The 18656-nt window shown below is 60.2% G+C and carries 14 protein-coding genes; 5 read left to right on the top strand and 9 right to left on the bottom strand.

Features of this window, described 5'->3' with window-relative positions; genetic code table 11:
• Window positions 1-363: 363 nt before the first annotated feature.
• Genes K2Y56_RS16360 through K2Y56_RS16340 form a run of 5 tightly spaced genes read right to left on the bottom strand, consistent with a single transcriptional unit; the run spans window position 364 to window position 6486 of the window.
• Window positions 364-1269 carry a restriction endonuclease gene (locus tag K2Y56_RS16360; RefSeq protein WP_292509715.1) on the bottom strand — a complete coding sequence of 302 codons (906 nt, stop codon included), beginning with the start codon at window positions 1267-1269 and terminating at the stop codon, window positions 364-366.
• 3 nt (window positions 1270-1272) lie between these two features.
• Window positions 1273-3090 carry an ATP-dependent helicase gene (locus K2Y56_RS16355; RefSeq protein ID WP_292509712.1) on the bottom strand — a complete coding sequence of 606 codons (1818 nt, stop codon included), beginning with the start codon at window positions 3088-3090 and terminating at the stop codon, window positions 1273-1275.
• Complete coding sequence (locus K2Y56_RS16350) at window positions 3077-4861, bottom strand: AAA family ATPase (RefSeq protein ID WP_292509709.1); 1785 nt, start codon at window positions 4859-4861, stop codon at window positions 3077-3079. The genes K2Y56_RS16355 and K2Y56_RS16350 overlap by 14 nt, the downstream gene beginning before the upstream one ends.
• A 22-nt stretch (window positions 4862-4883) precedes the next feature.
• The gene (locus tag K2Y56_RS16345) at window positions 4884-5900 is read right to left on the bottom strand and encodes a nucleotidyl transferase AbiEii/AbiGii toxin family protein (protein WP_292509706.1); all 1017 of its coding nucleotides are present in this window, start codon (window positions 5898-5900) and stop codon (window positions 4884-4886) included.
• On the bottom strand, window positions 5893-6486 hold the full coding sequence (locus K2Y56_RS16340; RefSeq protein WP_292509703.1) for a DUF6088 family protein: 594 nt from the start codon (window positions 6484-6486) through the stop codon (window positions 5893-5895). Before K2Y56_RS16340 ends, K2Y56_RS16345 begins: the two co-directional genes overlap by 8 nt.
• A gap of 152 nt (window positions 6487-6638) precedes the next feature.
• On the opposite strand from K2Y56_RS16340, the gene K2Y56_RS16335 reads away from it, so the two are divergent.
• The 5 genes from K2Y56_RS16335 to K2Y56_RS16315 all read left to right on the top strand — a co-directional run bounded on the left by K2Y56_RS16335 (window position 6639) and on the right by K2Y56_RS16315 (window position 13151).
• Window positions 6639-7202: a hypothetical protein gene (locus K2Y56_RS16335; RefSeq protein ID WP_292509701.1), complete on the top strand. Its 564-nt coding sequence runs from the start codon at window positions 6639-6641 to the stop codon at window positions 7200-7202.
• A complete protein-coding gene (locus K2Y56_RS16330) occupies window positions 7202-7552 on the top strand; it encodes a hypothetical protein (protein ID WP_292509699.1) in 351 nt (116 codons plus the stop codon). Before K2Y56_RS16335 ends, K2Y56_RS16330 begins: the two co-directional genes overlap by 1 nt.
• Window positions 7549-8817: a DUF4417 domain-containing protein gene (locus tag K2Y56_RS16325; RefSeq protein WP_292509697.1), complete on the top strand. Its 1269-nt coding sequence runs from the start codon at window positions 7549-7551 to the stop codon at window positions 8815-8817. The genes K2Y56_RS16330 and K2Y56_RS16325 overlap by 4 nt, the downstream gene beginning before the upstream one ends.
• 864 nt (window positions 8818-9681) lie before the next feature.
• Window positions 9682-11970, top strand: a complete 2289-nt coding sequence (locus K2Y56_RS16320) for a hypothetical protein (RefSeq protein WP_292509694.1) — start codon at window positions 9682-9684, stop codon at window positions 11968-11970.
• Window positions 11967-13151, top strand: coding sequence for a hypothetical protein (locus K2Y56_RS16315; RefSeq protein WP_292509691.1), 1185 nt, complete (start codon window positions 11967-11969; stop codon window positions 13149-13151). The genes K2Y56_RS16320 and K2Y56_RS16315 overlap by 4 nt, the downstream gene beginning before the upstream one ends.
• A 131-nt stretch (window positions 13152-13282) precedes the next feature.
• On the opposite strand, the gene K2Y56_RS16310 is transcribed toward K2Y56_RS16315, so the two are convergent.
• From K2Y56_RS16310 to K2Y56_RS26510, 4 genes are read right to left on the bottom strand one after another with little or no spacing between them, the layout of a single operon-like run.
• A complete protein-coding gene (locus tag K2Y56_RS16310; protein ID WP_292509688.1) occupies window positions 13283-14482 on the bottom strand; it encodes a GIY-YIG nuclease family protein in 1200 nt (399 codons plus the stop codon).
• Entirely contained in the window at window positions 14475-16535 is a 2061-nt protein-coding gene (locus tag K2Y56_RS16305; protein WP_292509685.1) for a DEAD/DEAH box helicase, read from the bottom strand. The genes K2Y56_RS16310 and K2Y56_RS16305 overlap by 8 nt, the downstream gene beginning before the upstream one ends.
• A complete protein-coding gene (locus tag K2Y56_RS16300; protein ID WP_292509682.1) occupies window positions 16532-17314 on the bottom strand; it encodes a hypothetical protein in 783 nt (260 codons plus the stop codon). The genes K2Y56_RS16305 and K2Y56_RS16300 overlap by 4 nt, the downstream gene beginning before the upstream one ends.
• Complete coding sequence (locus K2Y56_RS26510) at window positions 17311-18579, bottom strand: type IIL restriction-modification enzyme MmeI (protein ID WP_366848963.1); 1269 nt, start codon at window positions 18577-18579, stop codon at window positions 17311-17313. Before K2Y56_RS26510 ends, K2Y56_RS16300 begins: the two co-directional genes overlap by 4 nt.
• Window positions 18580-18656: the final 77 nt, after the last annotated feature.

Genomic DNA, 18656 nt, shown 5'->3' with positions numbered 1-18656 from the left:
GTCCGGTGCCGAACTTTACCGCGCAGTCGGTACCATCAGAGCGGAAGCCACGGCACGAATTACGTTCACTCCCACTCGATTATTTCCTAGAATCATAATGCACTGATTTTACTGCGCAAAATATTTTTCTCGGGACGCTATACCGTCAGTCACACCGTCAGAAAATGGCGCTGCTGAAAACATTGGTTTTTTGGGCTCGGTATCGGAAAATGACCTTCCGCCATCTATCGCCAATGACGGCCGAAACGGTCACTCGAAGGGCATTCATACCGACATCGCCGTTTCCACGCTACACTACGACCGGTGTGAACTCTCCTTCCCCTATCTATACCGTCATCGTCGAGCTGCCACCGTTCAGCCGCCTCAAAGATTGAGATCGCGTACGGCAACGAAGGCGCGGTTTGTTTCGGCAGCGCGACGCGACTTCTCTTCCAGCACGTCGATCAACGACACTTTGCGCGACAGCACTTCATACAGATCGAGCCCATCAGCGCAGATGAGATTGGTTTGCCGCCCTCGCGAAAACGCTTCAAGCCCTTCGGCCGTAAATCCGGAATTACTGACAAACAGCCCGCGCGACCAAGCCGCCTTGCCAGAGACCTTCCCCGAGAAGGTCATCAGATCGGCAAAGCCAATCTGCGGCCCGTGCCACTTGGCTTCGACCAGATAGGTGTGACCCTGGAGTCGGAAGCTCCCATCAATCTGCTCTCCGACGATCCGAAAAGCACCGCGCGGCGCTAGCCCGAACCCGGCGAACAACTCGTTGAGGAACCCCTCAAACCGTAGGCCTCGGGTCTGCGGGTCAAGCTTGGTGATCTCGATCAGAAGCGCCGCAAGTTCCTGCGCTTTCGCCTCGCTCAGTATCGCAGCCGCTTGTGTAGAAGGCTCCTCCGCCTTTGGCCCTCCAAAGCTTCTGAGAAACCCGGGATCGAGCAACTCGGGAATTTTGAATTGCACGCCCGGAAGGAGAGTGTTCAGCCGGTCTATTTCGGCGCGGCTCAGGGGATTGCCCTTGCCGCGGCGGTACGTCATCGCCTGACGGACGATCGCGACGATCAGCTTCGTGAAAAGCGATCGGCGCTGTTCGAGAGTGGCGGTCAAGAGCTGGACGATCGCCGGCCGCTTACTCCCCGGAATCCATAGCTCGCCGACGCCAGCCTGGGCGGCCGCAAGCGGGAACGCTGTGCGGGTGTTCCCGCTGCCGGGAAGGAAATCGTAGAAGAGATCGGCCAGGTCTTCGACAGCCTGGGCTTCACGGAATGACAGCATAGATTACTCGCCCTCGGCCTCCTCCATCCGCTCTTCAAGCTCATTCAGGAACGGCGAGCGCCCCCAATGCATTCGCCCGCGGCCGGTATCGACGTAACCAGAATACAGCATGTGGATCTCGTCACGGGCCCGCGTCAGGCCAACATAGAACAGCCGTCGGCTTTCGCGTCGCGCCGCCGGCAGCTCGTTGCGCCACGGCAAACCGCCCAGATCGAGCCCCACCATAATCACGACGTCATATTCGCAGCCCTTTGCCGAGTGCAACGTCAACAGATTGAGGTGGAGAGGCGACCCGTCGCGACCACCGAGGCTCGCCAGATCCAGATCAGCGAGCGCGCCGCCGACGGCGAGCGCCGCCGACATGCGCACCACCTGTTCACGCTGATCGGCGAGGCTTGGCTCTGCCGTCATCAGCGCATCGAGCATGCCCGCCCGCAGCGCGCCGACGAAGTCCCGCGCCAGCCCATCGTCCGCCCGCAGCGACCAAAGGAGCCGGGTCAGCCGATGAGCCTCGCGGCGGGCCTCAGCCTCTGCGAGGCGAGTGCGGTGAAAGCCAAGCCACCGATCAAGCAATCCGCGTAACTGTGGCCGACCCTCACGCCAGCCGTTAGCGCACCAGGCCGCGCAGTCCTCGATCCAGCTTGTCAGCGCGACCTTGCGATATGGCGCGGCAGTATCGACGCGGATGAAGTCGAGCCCCGCAGCGGCCACGGCCTCGGCGACGACGTCGCCGGTGCGATAATCCCGGTACAGGATGGCGATGTCGCCTAGCGCGCGGCCGGGCTTAGCCGCTAGCGCTGCCGGGATTATTTCGGCCACAGCGCGCGCCGCCTGACCCTCAAGTCCATCGTCGCACTCGACGAACGCGATCACTGCTTCCCGATCCGGATCGTTCGAGACGTAGCCGCGCACCTCCCCCAGCGCCAGTTCCGAGGCGCTGACGATCCGCGAGGCGGAGCGATAGTTGAGTTGGAGCTGGACGCGCTCCACGTCATCCCGTTCAGCCAACTCCTGCAACAGCGCACCGTCGGCGCCGGTGAAACCGTAGATCGACTGATCGGAGTCTCCCACGGCAAAGAGCCGGACGCCGCCATCGAAGGCTACGCGCTTGACGATGCGGTGCAGCGCCACCCCGAGATCCTGATATTCATCGACCGCCAGGACCGGGAATTTCGCCTGAAGCAGCGGGAGCACCCAGTCATGCTCGGACACGAGCCGTTGGCCGAAGATCACGAGGTCATCGAAGTCGATCAGGCCCATTCCGCGCAACTCGGCCTCATATTCTTCCGCCCATTCGGCCAGTTCGCCTTCGCTTGTCCAGGCAACCGAGGCCCGATCAAGGATCGACCGCCGATGGCGACCGAGATCCATCGGCTTGTTGGGATGCCCGACGCCGAAGAGCCGATCGCCCACCCGCTTCATCGCCTGATCGCTCTGCCGCTGCGTTGCGACGGCGAGAGGGAACGGCACGGGTAGATTAGCGAGACGGGCATAGGGCATGAGGAGATGCCTCAAGCAGAAGCCGTGAACCGTGCCGATGAACAGGTTAGGCGCTTCACGCAGCCCCAACCGTTCCAAGCGTCGCGTCAGCTCGCGTGCGCATTCCTGGCTATAGGTGATGCAGGCGGCGCCGCGCGGCGCCCGCACGTCTTCGGCCATGATCCGGGCCAGCTTGAGCACCAACGTCTTGGTCTTGCCGCTGCCCGGACCCGCCAGGACAACGCAGTGTCCGCTCGAATCGTAAGCCGCCTGCTGGCCCGGATTGCCAGCGAGATCGGCCGCCTGGGCGAGATAGGCGGCACTGACGCTACGAAACGGCATCGCGGATATGCTCCAACGCTTGCCGAATGTAATCCGGGCACGTCTCGTCACTGACATGGGGAGCGAGAGCCTGTGCGAAGCGCCCTTTTCCAATCCGCTCGATGAGCTTGATCAGGCGCTCCTCGTCGAGATCGTCGGTGTCATCGACCCATCCTTGGAGCTCTGCGCGTGTCTCCTCGCCAATGGATAGCTCCTCTTCAATGACCTCCTGCATCGCCTCGGCAAGCCCGCCGGTGAACAGCTCCGGCTCGAGGGTGTTGCTGTTTACGAAATAGCCGAACGGCTCGGCGCGAGCGATCACGGCGTCGGCGTTGAGCGGCGTATAGTTCACCCCGTCTTCGACGAGCCGCAGTACATTGATCAGCCGGCGCCTGACGAGCGGCGGCTTGGTGCCGTTCGGATCGCGATCCGTCAGGATGACGTGCGGGATGTTGAGGCCCTGCGGTCCCAACAGCTTCACATAGGGAGTGAAGTTCGTGCCGCTCACCGAGCACACCGTGATGCCCAACATGTCGAGCGGGATTTCCAGTTCCTCCGCAAACGCGGGGATGAGGAACCGCTCGGCATCGCCCTCCACCAAAATCACGCCACGCGCGAAGAAGATTTCGCCGCGGCTGACGTCGATGTAGCGCTGCAGGTCCGCCTCGTCTCGCTGTGTCAGCGGCGCTTTCGCGGTTGAAACCGCTATCGTCGTCTCCTCGCTGACATCATGGCGCAGCAGCACGATCGAACGGATCGGAGTGACGCTGGCGATATGCGGTGAGTGCGTCGTGAGGATTGTTGTGAGCGGCGGCGTATCCTCCTCGACATCCCCCGTATTGCCGAGGAAATAGCGATAGACGAGCCGTTGCACATGCGGGTGAAGATGGGCTTCGGGTTCCTCGACCACGAAGAACGTATGGTCCCGCTCACCGTCAATGACGAGCCGGTCGAGTTCAAGACTCTTTAGCGCCAGGAAGATCAGGTTCGCCGTGCCCAGGCTGGCGTCCCCGATACCGCGGGCGCCATTGTCGATCAGCAAGCGCAAACTGCGCAGCAGCGCGTCTACCCGTGTGGGCGCGAGACCGAGAGTCAATGGAACCGCATGCTGCTCGCCGGCGATCGCAATCAGACGCTCACCTATCCGTTGGGCCGTAGCGACCACCTCGGCCCGGCCCACCAGGTCAGCCTGCGCTTCGCTAACCAGCTCCTGGATTTCGTTCCGCGCGTCTTCATCAAGCGAGGTCGCCAGTTGCTCGATCAACGGCCTGAGCGGTGAATTGCGCCAGCTCGCCAGATCCTTCTCGGCATCGCGAAGCGCGACCTGCACGTCGAGCGGCAGCATCCGGCGCAACGAAGAGCCGATGGACATCTCCGGATCGTCGCCGCCGAAGATGATATACTCGTAGTCGGCCAAGCTCTCCGGATCGCGTCCGAGATTAACTTTCGGTTGGAAGCGGTAGGTCAGACGCGCGACCATCGGCGGACCTGGGTCCACCACGCAATCGCCCAGATGGGCCATCAACCGCGGATCGTCGGTGAAGTCGGTCAGTTCGACAGAGATCTCTACAGTCTCTCCGAGCTTATCCTCCCCGAGTCCGTCCCAGAAATGTTCAAGCCCAAGCTGGCGATCGCGCTCGGACAGGCCGGGATCGAGGATCAGTTGCAAGGCGCGGACGAAGTTGCTCTTGCCAACCTTGTTCTCGCCGACGATGACAATGCTGTCGCCAGTCTCCACGTCGAGGTCTGAGAAGTTGGCGAAGTTTGTAATTTTGATCCGCGAAATTCGCACGGCGCCGTCCCCCAGTTTTTTTCTATTCGCGGACGCGATTGGCTCGCTCGGCGATATTGGCACATCGCGCCATCAGCGCTTCGAAAGGCTCGGCGTCTTCCAGAAGAAGCCCGTCGTCGACCATGCGGGCGTAGTCCTCTTCAAGCGCCTTCAGACCATCGCCTGCGGGCACAAGCCGCAGACCGCCGTTGACAGCCGCCGCGTAATCGATGGGTGTTCGATCGGACGACTTCTCGGCGAAGAACATGGTCTTGTGGCGCGCGACCGCGTTCGCCAGGTCGAGATCAGCGAAGGCGGACGCGGCAAAGCCGGTTTCGTCCAACCGCGCGACATCGTGCCAGTGACGAGCAAAGCGATCGCCGCGCAGCCGCTCCTGCAGGCAGAAGACATGGATGGCCGTCGCCTTCTCCCAGAAGGTTCGCTCCGCATGCATCACGCGTGGTCGAGCCGTGGGAAAGGTCACACCCTCAATCAGGCCAGACGCGTCGCAGGCGATGTCGCGCAAGCTCGCGGGCTCGCCCGTCGACCGTGCTCCGAATTCGAGCATCACGCTCGGTGCCACATACCCGGAGCCAGCCGTCGCAGCTTCGTAATCGATGAACAGTTTCTCGCCTTCGACGCGGATGATGGCCGCCAAAGCTTCAGCCGCGAGCGCGTCTGCGATGATCGGCTGAACGCTTCCTTCAACCCAATCGGGCAGGCGCTTGCGCACCTCGCTGGACCAGCGTTTTTCCTCGCTGCGCGTCTTAGGCAACGCTTCGCCGTCGTCGCCCACCAAGTCGGGTGCAATCGCCCGGATGTCGTATGTCAGGTCGACGTCCTCGGAAAACCGCCGGATGACCTGATAGGCCTTGGATAGCGACGTGCCGCCCTTGAACACCAGATGTTCGCCGAGCGCCGAGCCGTAAAGGGTCGCCAGCGCCCAGACCACCCACACATCCTTTTCCAAGAGATGGGCAGGTCGCCCAGCACGGTCGGCCGCGACACCCAGGGCGTCGCGGCGATCCTTAGCCGAGAGACGAAGAAAGGCATCAGCCATATGCGGCCTTCCCAACACTTCGAGCGAGCCAAGTCGGAAGCCGCGGAGCAACAGCGACCAACTCACCAAAAGCGCCCGGCGGCATTTTGCGCTTCAGCATCTCGATGGCTTCCTCCGCTCTCTCCGGGCCAAGCCAGGCCAGCGCCCGTAGCGCTTCGCCTGCCGGCCTATTGGCCAATGTCAGTTGCCAACGCGGCGCGTGGCGCAATTCGACCGACTGCTTGCCCAATTTGAGAGTGCGGCTACGTCCCGAGGTGAGATACACCGCGCGCACGGGAACTTGTGTAGTCAACCCAAGAGCGTTTGCAGCCGCCGCGCCACTCGGGGCGATTACTTCGCCGCGTTGCGCCGCTACAGCACTGACGACTTGCTCGACGGTGGGCGGCCGTGTTCCGAAGCGGCTTTCGACGGGCAGGACGTAGACACCTCGTCCCGCACGTTGAATCTGGCCACGCGCAGCCAGCCGGTGCAGCGCCTGATCAACCGCCGCCCGATTGCCAAGATGCAACAAGCCCTTAGCCGAAACCGGAGAGCCCTCCGGCAGCTGCGTCGCGTGCGCCAAAATACGTTCCGTCAATCGCTGCATGACTGCCTCACTGTCAGAAACATAGACCATCTTCTGACAAACTGCAATTCAGTTCCGTTTGCGGAAATCGGAGCCTGTGGAGGGCTATGGCGCGCCCTTGACGGCAAAAGCGTCGCTCACTATATTCACTTGCAACACGTGAGGATAATGAGTTGCGATACGAACTGCTAAAACTGATGGACGGGCGTGAGGTTTTTTCCGGCGGAGTTGCCGGACGGAAGCTGCTCACTGCGTTGATCGATACAACGCCGCCCCTCAAGGAGCCGACAGCCTGCTTCCTCGACTTCCAGGGAGTGAAAGTCGCAACCAGTTCCTTCCTACGCGAGGCTATCATCGGGTTCCGCGACTATGCGCGTCGATCCTTGGCCAACGTCTACCCTGTCGCCGCCAACCCAGATCCAGCTGTTCTCGAAGAGCTCGAGTTCTTCCTGCAAGCACGCAACGACGTCTTCTGGGTCTGCGACGTTGACGCTCACGGGCAAGCGAGCGGTGCTCGGCTAGTAGGCGATCTCGACCCAGCGCAGCGTTCAACGTTCGAGACAATCTGTGAGCTTGGGTCCGTCACCGCGCCCGAGCTTGCGGCGCGATTCCCCGACCAACGTATAGGTCCGACCGCTTGGAACAACCGCCTCTCCAGTCTTGCCGCAAAGGGGCTGGTCATTGAACGGAAGGCGGGGAAAACCAAATCGTTCAGCCCTGTTCTGGAGACCGCCTGATGGGTATTGATTACATCCGAGCCCAGACGGGCAGGCCTTGGAAGAAGCGTTGGGACGGCGGTCTCAATCGGCTGAAGCAACCGACATTGCTCGACCTTACGATGTCGGAGGCTGCTCGCACCGTGACCGTCGAGCTTCAACCCGGCGCGTCGCTGCGAGCGGGTGACACCCTGATTGTCGAAAGTGGCCCGACCGGCGTCACCGTCAGCGATGGCCTTCGCCCGATCGGCCGTGTTTCCAATCCCTCCGCTGATCTCGCGTCCGCCCTCGCCACGGGCGGCGGCTACGCCGAGGGAACGGCGCAGCGCATTGGCCTATTCGGCGATACGGCGGAGGTCAGCATTCGATGAACGAGCGCCCTTCCAACGAGCCGTCTCGCTACTTTCCGCACCCCCAGCGTCTCTGGGACGATGATATCCGTCACGCCCCATCCCTTGGCTGCCCGACCTGTCTCGAATTCAATCGTTGCGGAGGCGTTCACACTGACGCCGGCGTCCTCGATTGCCGCGACTTGTGCTCTTGCCGCGACAAGAGCCGGTGCGACATGGTTTGTCGTTTCAACCAGCGCCTGTTTGTCGCCCGAATGCGAGAGGTCGGCGGGCTCTCGTTTGACACCGCGCCGCGCGTGCCTCCGCGCGGCGTCCCCGCGCTGCCGCGACTCGTTCCGTTCATTGACCATCGCTATGGTCGCACTGGCACGCTGAATGAACCTGTCGTTGCCCTGTCGCTGTACGAGGTCGTCAACATGGCGACCGGTCAGCTGCATGTCGCATCCCAGGACGAACTTGCGGCACGCTTCCTGATTCCAGTTGACGCCATGATCGTCCTCAGTGGCGTCGATAAGGACGGCCCCATCGAACGTTGGTGGGAGCTTCCGAACCGCCCTGAGCTCCTCAGAGGTTTAGCTAACCTGGGGATCGCAGCGATCACCGCGCCCAATTATAGCGTGCTCCTAGACGTCCCGCGGACGGACAACCTCCACGCTATGAAGCGCATTCTGCTCGCATGGACGGAGATGGCTGCCGCCGGCCTTCACGCCGCACTTCATGTCAACGCCCGCACCGACCACGATTATCGCCGGTGGGGCGGTCTTATCGCGAAACGACCCGAAATCGAGATTCTCGCTTTCGAGTTCGCTACCGGGGGTGGTCGCGGTGAGCGCATTGACTGGCATGTCGATCAGCTCTGCACGCTCGCAGACCGCGTTGCCCGCCCGCTCACGCTTATCATCCGCGGCGGCGGCCGGAAGGCGACGCAGCTTCGCCGCCACTTCAGCCAAGTCAGTCTGCTGGACACCGAGGCGTTCGCGCGCGCGATCCGCCGCAAGCGCGCGGTGCTCACGGAATCCGGTCAGCTTAAGTGGGCGTCATCGCCGACACCAAAAGGCGCGCCAATCGACGACCTGGTCGCTCACAACGTCAGGACCGTGCGCTCAGCCCATGAGCTAGGTGCGGAGCCGTCGCCGCGCCTGCGCTCCATCATCGCGCGAGGGCACGCACCTGACCGTAATGATCATCCCATCCAGCCAAGCTTTTTGAGCGACCTCAAAATGCCCGCTGAGGCTGGGAGCGTCACCCCAAAGCCGCAGCGCGTGATCGCCGCTGCGAAAGCGTAGGTCCGCCGCATCATGAGCCAGCGCCCGGAAAAGTTGTCCGATACCGTAGCCTCGTCCACTCACGCGGCCGTGGCGCGAGGCGCCGTCCGATACGGCGACCTTCAACGCTTCACCGGAATTGCTGAGCTGGGAATATTCGGGATTTTGCCGCAAGCTCGCCAGGGCGCCGACTCCCGAGTCCGCAACAACCAACTCGAATGCTCCGTTAACCGTCGCGTATGCCATGAGGCCCGTTTCTGGTCGGCCACTGTGCTGATAGACGTTTTCCTGCAGCTCACCCAGCGCGCCCATCAGGCCGCTGACAAGGCCGCGCGCAAGGCCGGACGCTACCGCTGCGTTTTCCGCGTGGCTCGCCCATTGGTGCCAGCGGCTGTCGTCGCCGTCGGGTTCGTTTCGAACCAACGGAAACACGCCCGCAATATCGCGAGCGCCGCCTCCACTGATCTGGCCGGCGGCCAAGCCCTGCAGCACCTGCTTAAAGAAAGGCGGGGTGACTTTGACAGAGGCGTAAGCCGTCGGCGTCGCGCGTGTCGCGAGCGCCAGTTCGACCAGTGGGCCAATCTGTCCCGACCGTCCGATAGTAATCGCACCGCGACCCGCCAGCCGGCCGGCGCTCGCCTGCCAGAGAAGATCGTCGGCAACATCAAATGTCGCCGCGAACGCGCTCGCCGCTGCGTCCCCCAAGTTTTTCCCCCCACCTGGCCGGACAGTTTTTCCGCCAGCGTCAGTAGGCAACGTAGAATAGAGGCCGGCATTGGTCGATACGTTACCTTTGATTTCTACAATCAACCGAGCCGCCCTTACAGGATGGCAACGTCGGCCTCGCATTCATTTCCAATATCTGGACCTCAGAGATAATCCTGTATGGCAAAGCTCCTACTCAATGCAGTGCGTATCGAAAGCGATCCGGAAGCCAGCTTAACGGTCGGCGTTCAGCCGTTTAACAAAGACGTCCTCGAGCAACTCCGCACCAAACATAGACAGGAATACCTGTTCCGGCGCGGGGGTGAGGACGGTTCATCGATCCATTCGGTGGCGCTGGTCGATGGCCTCACGCGGCTCGGAAATTCGGCCGAAGATCACCTCGCAAGCGAAGCGCCTTGGCTTCTAGGGCCTCTCACCCTCGATGCCTTGCTAAGGCTTTTCATAAGGTTGGGGCGCGAGGTCATAGGATGGCATCCCCTGCGCGTTCTCTCGCAGCAGCCTACAAATCTGCTCCCCGCAGATAGCGGCCTCCCCGACTGGCTGCAGCGCCGGGTGATCTTCTCTTTCGACACGCGTTCGATCCGCACTGGCGACAAGCGCTCGGAGTTGTTGCTCATGTGCGGTGTACGCACCACCAACCGGATCGAAGCCAACTGCGAAGCCCTAATGACCGCCGGTATTCCAATAGAAGGCCGGTATGTCACTTCCTTCCATGCTCGCGACGACGAGCGCTTGCGCGGCGCATATCAGCTCGCCGGGCGCGTAACCTCACTTCAAGGCTCCCGTATTATACTTGAAGACCACGGCGATGGGCCCTCCTCTATCGAACTCGCTGATGCCTTCCTCGAGAACAGAAAGGAAAACTTGGTCTGGTGCTCCGAGCGGCTGCTTGGTTCGAAGGCCGCGAAGGTTCTCAATGCGGCCGATCACACTGCATCCAAGCACGTCAGCGGCCCGGGTCGCCTCGAACACACGCGGAGGATGTTCGACTACCTTCGTCGGCAGGAGATCGAGTTGGCTCCCGGTGTCCCACTTCGCCTTGGCCCACTGACCGGCAGCGTCAAAGGAAGCTGGAATTTCGCAAGCGAGGTGATCAAAAAGCCGATCCTGGTCTTTGACCCGAGCGGCACCCGGACAGGTACTTGGAACGAAGGGGGTCTCGACAAGAATGGACCATACGACCAGCGCTCGTTCACGCCTAAGGAGCTTAGAATCGCGGTGGTCTGCCAATCGGCGTTCGAGGGGCAGGTAGATCGGTTCTTGGCGAAGTTCCTCGACGGTCTCCCAAACGTCAAATCGGGTGATCGCATTCCGTACGAGAAGGGCTTCATCCGGCGCTACGCACTCCAAAAACCGAAGGTCCAGATATTCACATCGCGAGGCAGCAGCATGGCGGAATACGCCGCTGCGTGCCGCGAGGCGATCGAAGCGGCGACCAACGACGGCTTCGAGTGGAATCTGGCCATCGTACAGATCGACAAAGCGTTCCGTGACTTACCTGCGGTGAGAAATCCATATTTCGCGGTGAAGGCCGCTTTCCTCAAACAACGCGTGCCCGTTCAGGAGATCACTCTCGATACGATGAACATGCCGGACGGACGGCTCGTCTACGCGCTAAACAATATGAGTGTGGCGACCTACGCCAAGGCCGGCGGCGTCCCTTGGCTCCTAAAGTCGCACCCGAGCGTCGCCCATGAGCTCGTCATTGGCATTGGATCTCAGAATATCAGCTCCTCCCGCCTTGGGGGCCAAGAACGCGTTGTGGGCATCACGACCGTCTTCAGCAGCGACGGGAGATATCTTCTCGAAAACCGGACAGCGGCGGTGTCGTACGACGACTATCCTCACGAGCTATTCAAGTCGCTGGCACACTCCATCGAGCAGGTGCGCAAGACAGACAACTGGCGAAGCACCGACGACGTCCGTCTGATTTTTCATGTGTTCAAGCAGATCAAGGATGCCGAAGCAGAAGCTGTTGCTAAGCTCGTCGATAACCTTGGCCTATCACAAGTGAAGTACGCGTTCCTGCATGTCGTCGATGACCATCCGTTCAGTCTATTCGACGAGACCAATCAAGGTATTCGATGGTCAGGCGCCACCAAGGGAGCGCTTGCTCCAGAGCGAGGATTGTCGGTCGTGCTGAGCGACTCAGAGACGCTTCTCTGCTTCACCGGCAGTCGCGAAGTGAAGCTGCCGCATCACGGTCTCCCGCAGCCTTCCCTTCTGAAGCTTCATCGGAAGTCCACATTCCGAGACATGACCTATCTTGCTCGACAGGCCTTCGATTTCTCCTGCCACTCATGGCGTATGTTCACGCCGGCCCCACTTCCCATCACGATCCTCTATTCCGAACTCATCGCGCGCCTCCTGGCCGGACTGCGCGACGTACCCAATTGGGACCCCGACACCATGCTTGGTTCCATCGGCCGGACGCGATGGTTCCTGTGACCCATCTGATAGACCAGCTAAGTGAAGCACTTGCGATCGCGGCCAGCGATGATGTTAATCAGCCGGAACACGCTCGCGCGTTCTCTCAATGGATGGGGTTCAGGCATCACGGCAACATCACAATTCTCGCAGCTCTTGGTGACGCTGCAATGGCGCCAAATGGGGCTGCGCGTGAGTCCAAGCACGCCGCCGTCCTTGGCTATGCTTACCATCTCGACCCAGGGTTTCAGGCCGCGTTTGTCGACGCGCTGAATTGGCTCCAGCAGCGGTCTTTCTTCGTCCCAGGTCGGCCGCTCGCGTTTGAAGTAGACGGCATAGCCCTGCTTGGAGTGGCGCTCGGGATTTCGAAATTGCCCGCGGCCAAGGCAAAAGAAGCCGCCAGTTGGCTACGCAACTTACTTGCAAAGCAGCCGGCACCAGGAAATCCCGGTGACTGGAATGATGCGCTCATTGCCTCAGCGTCTGAACTCCTCGGGCTAGCCGCGAGCACGATGACGGCCGACTTACGGACTGCGCTGGCCGAACGTTTGGGCGCGCCGGTATCCGAGGAAGACAAGGAAGCCGCATGGACATTGATCGCCGAAAGGCGCGGTAAAAACGACGGCATGACACGTGCTGCCACGCAGCAGATCGCGCTCCACTTTCTTCTCAAAAATTCGACCTCAATCCGACCGGGTGCGATTACGGTAGAGCAGGTCATAAACTTGCTTGAGGGTCTATCAGCGGGTCTGCGGCACTGGACGTGGGAAGACAAACCTCGCACGCCTAAATCCGCCATCGCGCGCTGGGAAATAGAAAACGAGTATCACGTTCAAAATCTACTTTGGGCCGTGCTAGCTCCCGTGTTCACTGATATTGATGATGAGGAGTGGCTAAAATCCTTGGGCCATCATAAACCCCGGGCTGACTTCGCTGTTCCCTCGTTGGACCTTATTGTGGAGGCGAAATTCCTTCGCGCGGGCAAAACCGCTTTTTCTAAAGTGATTGAAGAAGTCGCCGCAGATGCAAGCACCTATCTCCAGGAAAACAGTCCGTATAGACATATTGTCGTGGTCATCTGGGACGATATCGCCCGAACAGAGGAACACCCTGAGCTTCGAAAGGGGCTGCTTAAAATCCGCGGGATACGCGGAGCAATTATTGTGCCTCGCCCTGCCAAAATGGGCCGGGCAGCCTACTAGATTGTGGAGAGCCTCTGTCGCCGACCCAACGCGCCTTGGGCGATCTGCGATACCCGCATGACGTTGTCGCGTTACCATCGACATTTTTGCGCCGAAGACCTTTCGGCATGTTCCTAAGTGATAACTCTTGGTCAGCGTTCCCGAAGCACCAAACGTGCAGTTTTCGGATCATAAACACGGCCTGTGATCGTGCCGTCCTTGATCCGGTTCACCGCCTCATCGACGGCGAACAGGGGCACTAGAAACCATTCCTTCGGCACGATGGGCTGGCCGAAGCGATCCTTGATCTCGACATCCAGCCGCGCCGCGCCAAAGACCTTGTGGATCAAGGTCTCAAGCTTCGCGCGGTTGACGTTGTAGAGCTCGTAAGTAGCCACGATCTCGACATCGGCCATGAGGTAGGTAGGATCAAGGCGAGCGTTGGCGATACGCCGCTCTACGCTTCCGCCCGTCACGCCGATCTTGTGCAGGATTTCACGGTTCGCAGCGACCAGCGGATGGTCGGATTTGCTGCGTAACACGTAGATTGTGCCGCTGGCCTGGTCGCCATCGTCGGTCTGGTCGTCGAACAACGGCCCGGCACTCGGCTCCGTGATCCGCCGGCCAGCCTCATCCTTGTAAAGTGCGCGCTGGAGCGACCGCAGCAGCAGGTCGCTCTCGGTGCCATTGGAATAGATAACCCTAAGCCGCGCGTCGGTTTCGCCGTTCGGCGCCTTTATCGGCACTCCGACCTCGGCGACATAGGCGGTCTGGCCGCCAAGGATGAAGAACTGGCCTGCCTGAATGTCGGCCTTGAGGAACCCGGCATCCTTGACGAACGGCCTTGTGGTGCGGAGCCCCCTTTCGAGGTCGCTCTGTACCTGCTCGAATAGCGGTTTGAACGTTTCGAAATCGAGGCACTTTTCCCGGCTCGCGATTTCTTCGGCCTCGCGCTTTTCGGCGCTGGTACGCACGTGGCGCAGCTTGGTGATGTCAGATGAACCCGCAGCACCTTCCAGTTCGGCAAGCAGCTCGTCCTCGTCCATTGCGTCCGCCGGCGCAGACGACGTGACCGGCGCGCCCGTCAACAGTCCCTGGTGATCAAACGGCGTGAGGAGGGAGCGGCAATCCTCCAGCACGCGCAGTCGATCGAGCCGCACGGCATACAGCCGTTCGAATATGTCGCCGTCCTCGCCATGTCGCGGAGCGTCGCCGCTTTTTTCGACGAACCGCTGAATTTCCTCGAAGCCCGCGATGATGCGTTCCTCGCGGGGCGAACGGCCGCCTTTTTTCTCGGGCTGCGCGAAATCGTCGAGTTCCGAACGCAGTTCATCAAGGTCGAGATCACTCATAACGGCCCTCATCCTTGAAGCGGACGAACGCTGCGGCGCCTTCAGCCAAGTGCTTTTCCCAAGCATCAGCCGAGCTGATCGACGGCAGACGTCCGCGTTCCCGTTTGAACTCAACGGCGCGCTTGGCGATCACCTTCGCCTCCTCCGGCGTCAGGCTGGTGCGCTTGGCGGCAATCGCCGCGGCGACCTGCTTCAGGCTCTCCTCGCTCATTGTCTTGGCGAGGATGGCATAGGCTTCCCCGAACGGATTCACCCGGTCGATCAGGTCGATGTCCAACTCGCGCACGTCCATCGCGAATTTGCGGACGCCATCGACAAAGGCGGTACTCGCGCTCTCCTCGCCGAGCGAGCTGCCCGCCGCGACTTCCTTCGCCTTCTGGGTCAGATTCAACGCCGCCACAGCATGCTGGCGAACGGCCTCCTGGTCCTCCGCGTCGAGCTGCGGGAACTTGTCCTTGATGATCTTGCCCATACGCACCTGGGTCAGTTCCTCGGGAACCAATTCCTCGTCGAACAGGCCACGCTCGATCGTCGTCCTGTCCTGCACGAAGGCCGCGATCACCTCATTCAGATCCTCCTGGCAGATGCGGGTCGCCTCCTCGCTCTTGGGCGTAGCCAGGCCCTTGATCTCAATCTGGAACTTGCCGGAGTCCTCGTTGAAGCCAACGTTGCACTTGTTCGGATCGAAGCCCCCCTCGCCATAGTCGAAGCCCGGAGTCGGCCCGTTCTGCGGGTTCTTCGGCTTGAACTCGAAGCGGGGAGCCAACACCTGCTCCATGAGCAGGCTCGCCGCGATGGCCTTCAGCGTGTCGTTCACAGCCTCGGTCACGATGTCATCGGCGGCGGCGGGCTCGGCAATCAGGTTCGAGAAGCGGGCGCGGGTCTTACCCGGTGCATCGCGGGTGGCGCGGCCGATGATCTGCACGATCTCGGTAAGGCTGGAGCGATAGCCCACCGTCAGTGCGTGTTCGCACCAGATCCAGTCGAAGCCTTCCTTTGCCATGCCGAGCGCGATGATGATGTCGACGTGGTCGCGATTGTTCTTCTGCGCCGGATCTTTCAGCGCAGCCGAAACCCGGTCGCGCTTGGCGGGATCGTCATCGACCAGGTCGGCGATGCGCAGAATCCGGCCGTCAGCCGTCTTGACCAGTTGAAAGCCTGTGGCGAGGTCCGTCCCTTGCCAAGCGCCCAGCTCCTCTATGATGTGCTCCACCTCCTTGATCTTGTCCTTCGTGCTCTCGCGCGAATTGACGTTGGGGATGTGGATGATTGTCTTCTCGGCCGGGTTCAAAACCTTGAGAATGTCGTCGGCGTAGGAATCCGAGTAGAAGAAATAGCCGATGTCGAGCTGCTTCAGATACTGATAGCCGTTGAGCTGCTCATAATAGGTGTAGGTGACGCTTTCGAACTTGCCTTCGTCCTGCGGGGCCAGCACGGCCTCCGCGTCCCCCCGGAAATAAGACCCGGTCATCGCGACAATATGCACGCGGTCACGGCTCATGAATCCGCCCAGATGAATGCCTAGCTTGTTATCTGGATTGGCGGAAACATGGTGGAACTCGTCCACCGCGATTAGCCGCTCATCGAACGCCTCAACCCCGAATTTGTCGACGGCGAAGCGGAACGTCGCATGAGTGCAGACCAGAACCTTGTCGCCGCTTTCGAGGAAAGCGCCGAGCGAATTGACCTTGCCACCATTGTCATTGCCAGGCGCGTCGCACAAATTCCATTTCGGCTCCACGTGCCAGTCCGCCCAGAAACCGTGCTTGCTGAGCGGCTCGTCATGGAAACTGGAGCCGATGGATTTTTCCGGCACCACGATGATGGCCTGCTTGACGCCCTGGTTGGTCAGCTTGTCGAGGGCGATGAACATCAGCGCGCGGCTCTTGCCCGAGGCCGGCGGCGATTTGATCAGTAGATATTGCTCGCCCCGCTTCTCGAAGGCGCGCTCCTGCATCGGCCGCATGCCGAATTCATTGGCCTTGGTCGAGCTGCCGTTGCTGGCATAGGACACGGAGACCGAGGGGACTGACTTTGGCGTATTGTCGATCATTGCTTGCTCGCCTGTTTGTGGCCGGTGCGGTCTTTCAGGATGGCCTTGCCAAACCAGTCGGGCACGTCATTGACCTTGGACTCAAATATGTTCTCTGGGACAGCTTGCCAGAACGCCACGATCGCATCGGAGAAAGCCTGAAACTGCGCGTCGCACACCTTCAGGTGCGTGTGGTCGCGATGCTCCACACCTGAAAATGCAGCGCCAGAACCGCCGAACGGGTCATGGAGATACTCAGGATACCTTTGCTTCAAATCTTCGAGGGATTTGCCCTTGCCGTGCTTGTAGACATTGACAACAAGACGGCAGGCATCAAGCTTCTGGAAATATTCTGCGCTGCAGATCGGCCAACCAATGCTTTCCAACAGTTCGGCGATCTGCACAAAGTCAGCCGACCACACTTTCAGTGCAGCGGCATCGCCATGGTGCCAATGCTGGATTTCTCGAACCAGCCAATCACGCAGCTGCTTGTCCCATTCATGGAACATACCCGCGACGACGCTCAAGCGCGTCTGGTCCCGCATATCACTGAGAAGGGTATAGAACTCGATACCGGCGTCATTGGCAGCTTCGTAGAAGTCGCCTGGATCATGCCGATCAGGATCAAACCTTCCGCTGCTTCGCTGAAGCCAATCCTCGGCAGCCTTGTCGGCTTCGACCTCGATGTCTTCAAACTGTGAAAGCAAGCGCTTTCGCGCCTGCTCAACATAGAAGAGATGACCGGCAATCAACGACTGTCGGAATGGACCCCACATCTGGAACAAAACGTAGTCACTCATGCTGGCGCCGCCAAACGAGTCTTCGAGGATTTGGCTGGGGCAACAGACATTTTGGTGTAGAGCTCGAAGAGCTTCTCAAGCCGCTCGGTATCGTTCTTGAACCGTCGTCCGAGATAGATGCGCTCGATCACTTCATCGTTGCGGTCGTGAGCAGCACGAAGGTCATTGGGCATGGCCTCCGCATCATAAAGATCAGCGATCGTGGCGGGAAAATGCGTCTCGCGTGCAAGCAGGATGTCCTCTGCACAACGTGTCAGGTCAGCCTTGTTCTTGTTGGTCAGAATCGGAACCGGGAAGGTGTTCCATCCGAGGGTGTTGGAATACCTGTAATCCATCTTCATCTTGCCGCACACTGCGGCTACCCAAACCAAATGCAACCGGGACCCTATAAGAGCAAGATTCCATAGAGGGGCGTCGTAAATCGCGAATGCAAGATTGCTGACGATCGTATGCGGATCAAACACGTCGACAGGAAGAAATGGACGCTTCTCCGAGGATACTCCTGCGACTGCAATGGTGCGGATATGACTTTCACCTGCCAAGTAAACAAATCGGTGGGGGCGATCAGCAAACTCTGTCGTGGATGCAAGAGGGCTTAGCCGACGCATTTCGGCAACGGCTTCCAAGCGCCGCTCTATCTCTGCATTCTCGCGCGCTTTCGCAGCGTCTCGGTCACCGATCCAGAGGCAGTACCGAACTGTTCCTCGTATCAGCTCAGCTGAACCAACGTATCTCCGCAACCAGCTCGCAGCGCACGAGACGGATTCCGAAAGGCGCCGCTCCTCATCCTGATCGAGAATGAGGTTCCCACCATCTCGCGGCATGCTGCCCATTACCATTCGGGGAACATCACTTAGGGGGCTTGGGCGCGTCTGAACATAGACGGTCGAGGCCGGGACTAGATAAGGGTTTATTCGATCTACCTGTCGTAAAACGTCCCCATCATAGATCCTGCGTTGCCCGACATCTGAAACGGGCGCTATGCCCACGACAACAACTGAGACACCCGCGTTACTCTTGGCTAGATTGGACCATTTAAATGGGCGGTGCGCAAAATAGATCTCGCGACTACCGTCTAAAATGTGAGGCCAAACGAGCGCAACTTGAAGCCCTTCTGAGATCGAACTTGTGCAAACAAATGCAAAGCGACACGGTTCAACTTTTGTGTAACTCACCGCCTTCAACAGCCATCCGGAAACGTAATCAAGTGACTTCCATTTCGGGATTATCGCTCCCGCCAGTTCTTTAAGGTCAGATTTCTGCAACGGTCGTGTCCGTCAATGAGGTGGAAATTCGGGGTGGAGTTGGAGCGGCCATCGGTCAGGCGGCCTGAGGTGGAATT

It is taken from the genome of Methylobacterium sp. (genome assembly GCF_019745455.1).
Taxonomy (GTDB): domain Bacteria; phylum Pseudomonadota; class Alphaproteobacteria; order Rhizobiales; family Beijerinckiaceae; genus Methylobacterium.
Note: the sequence above shows the minus strand (reverse complement) of the source record. Positions and strands in the feature narration are given on the sequence as shown.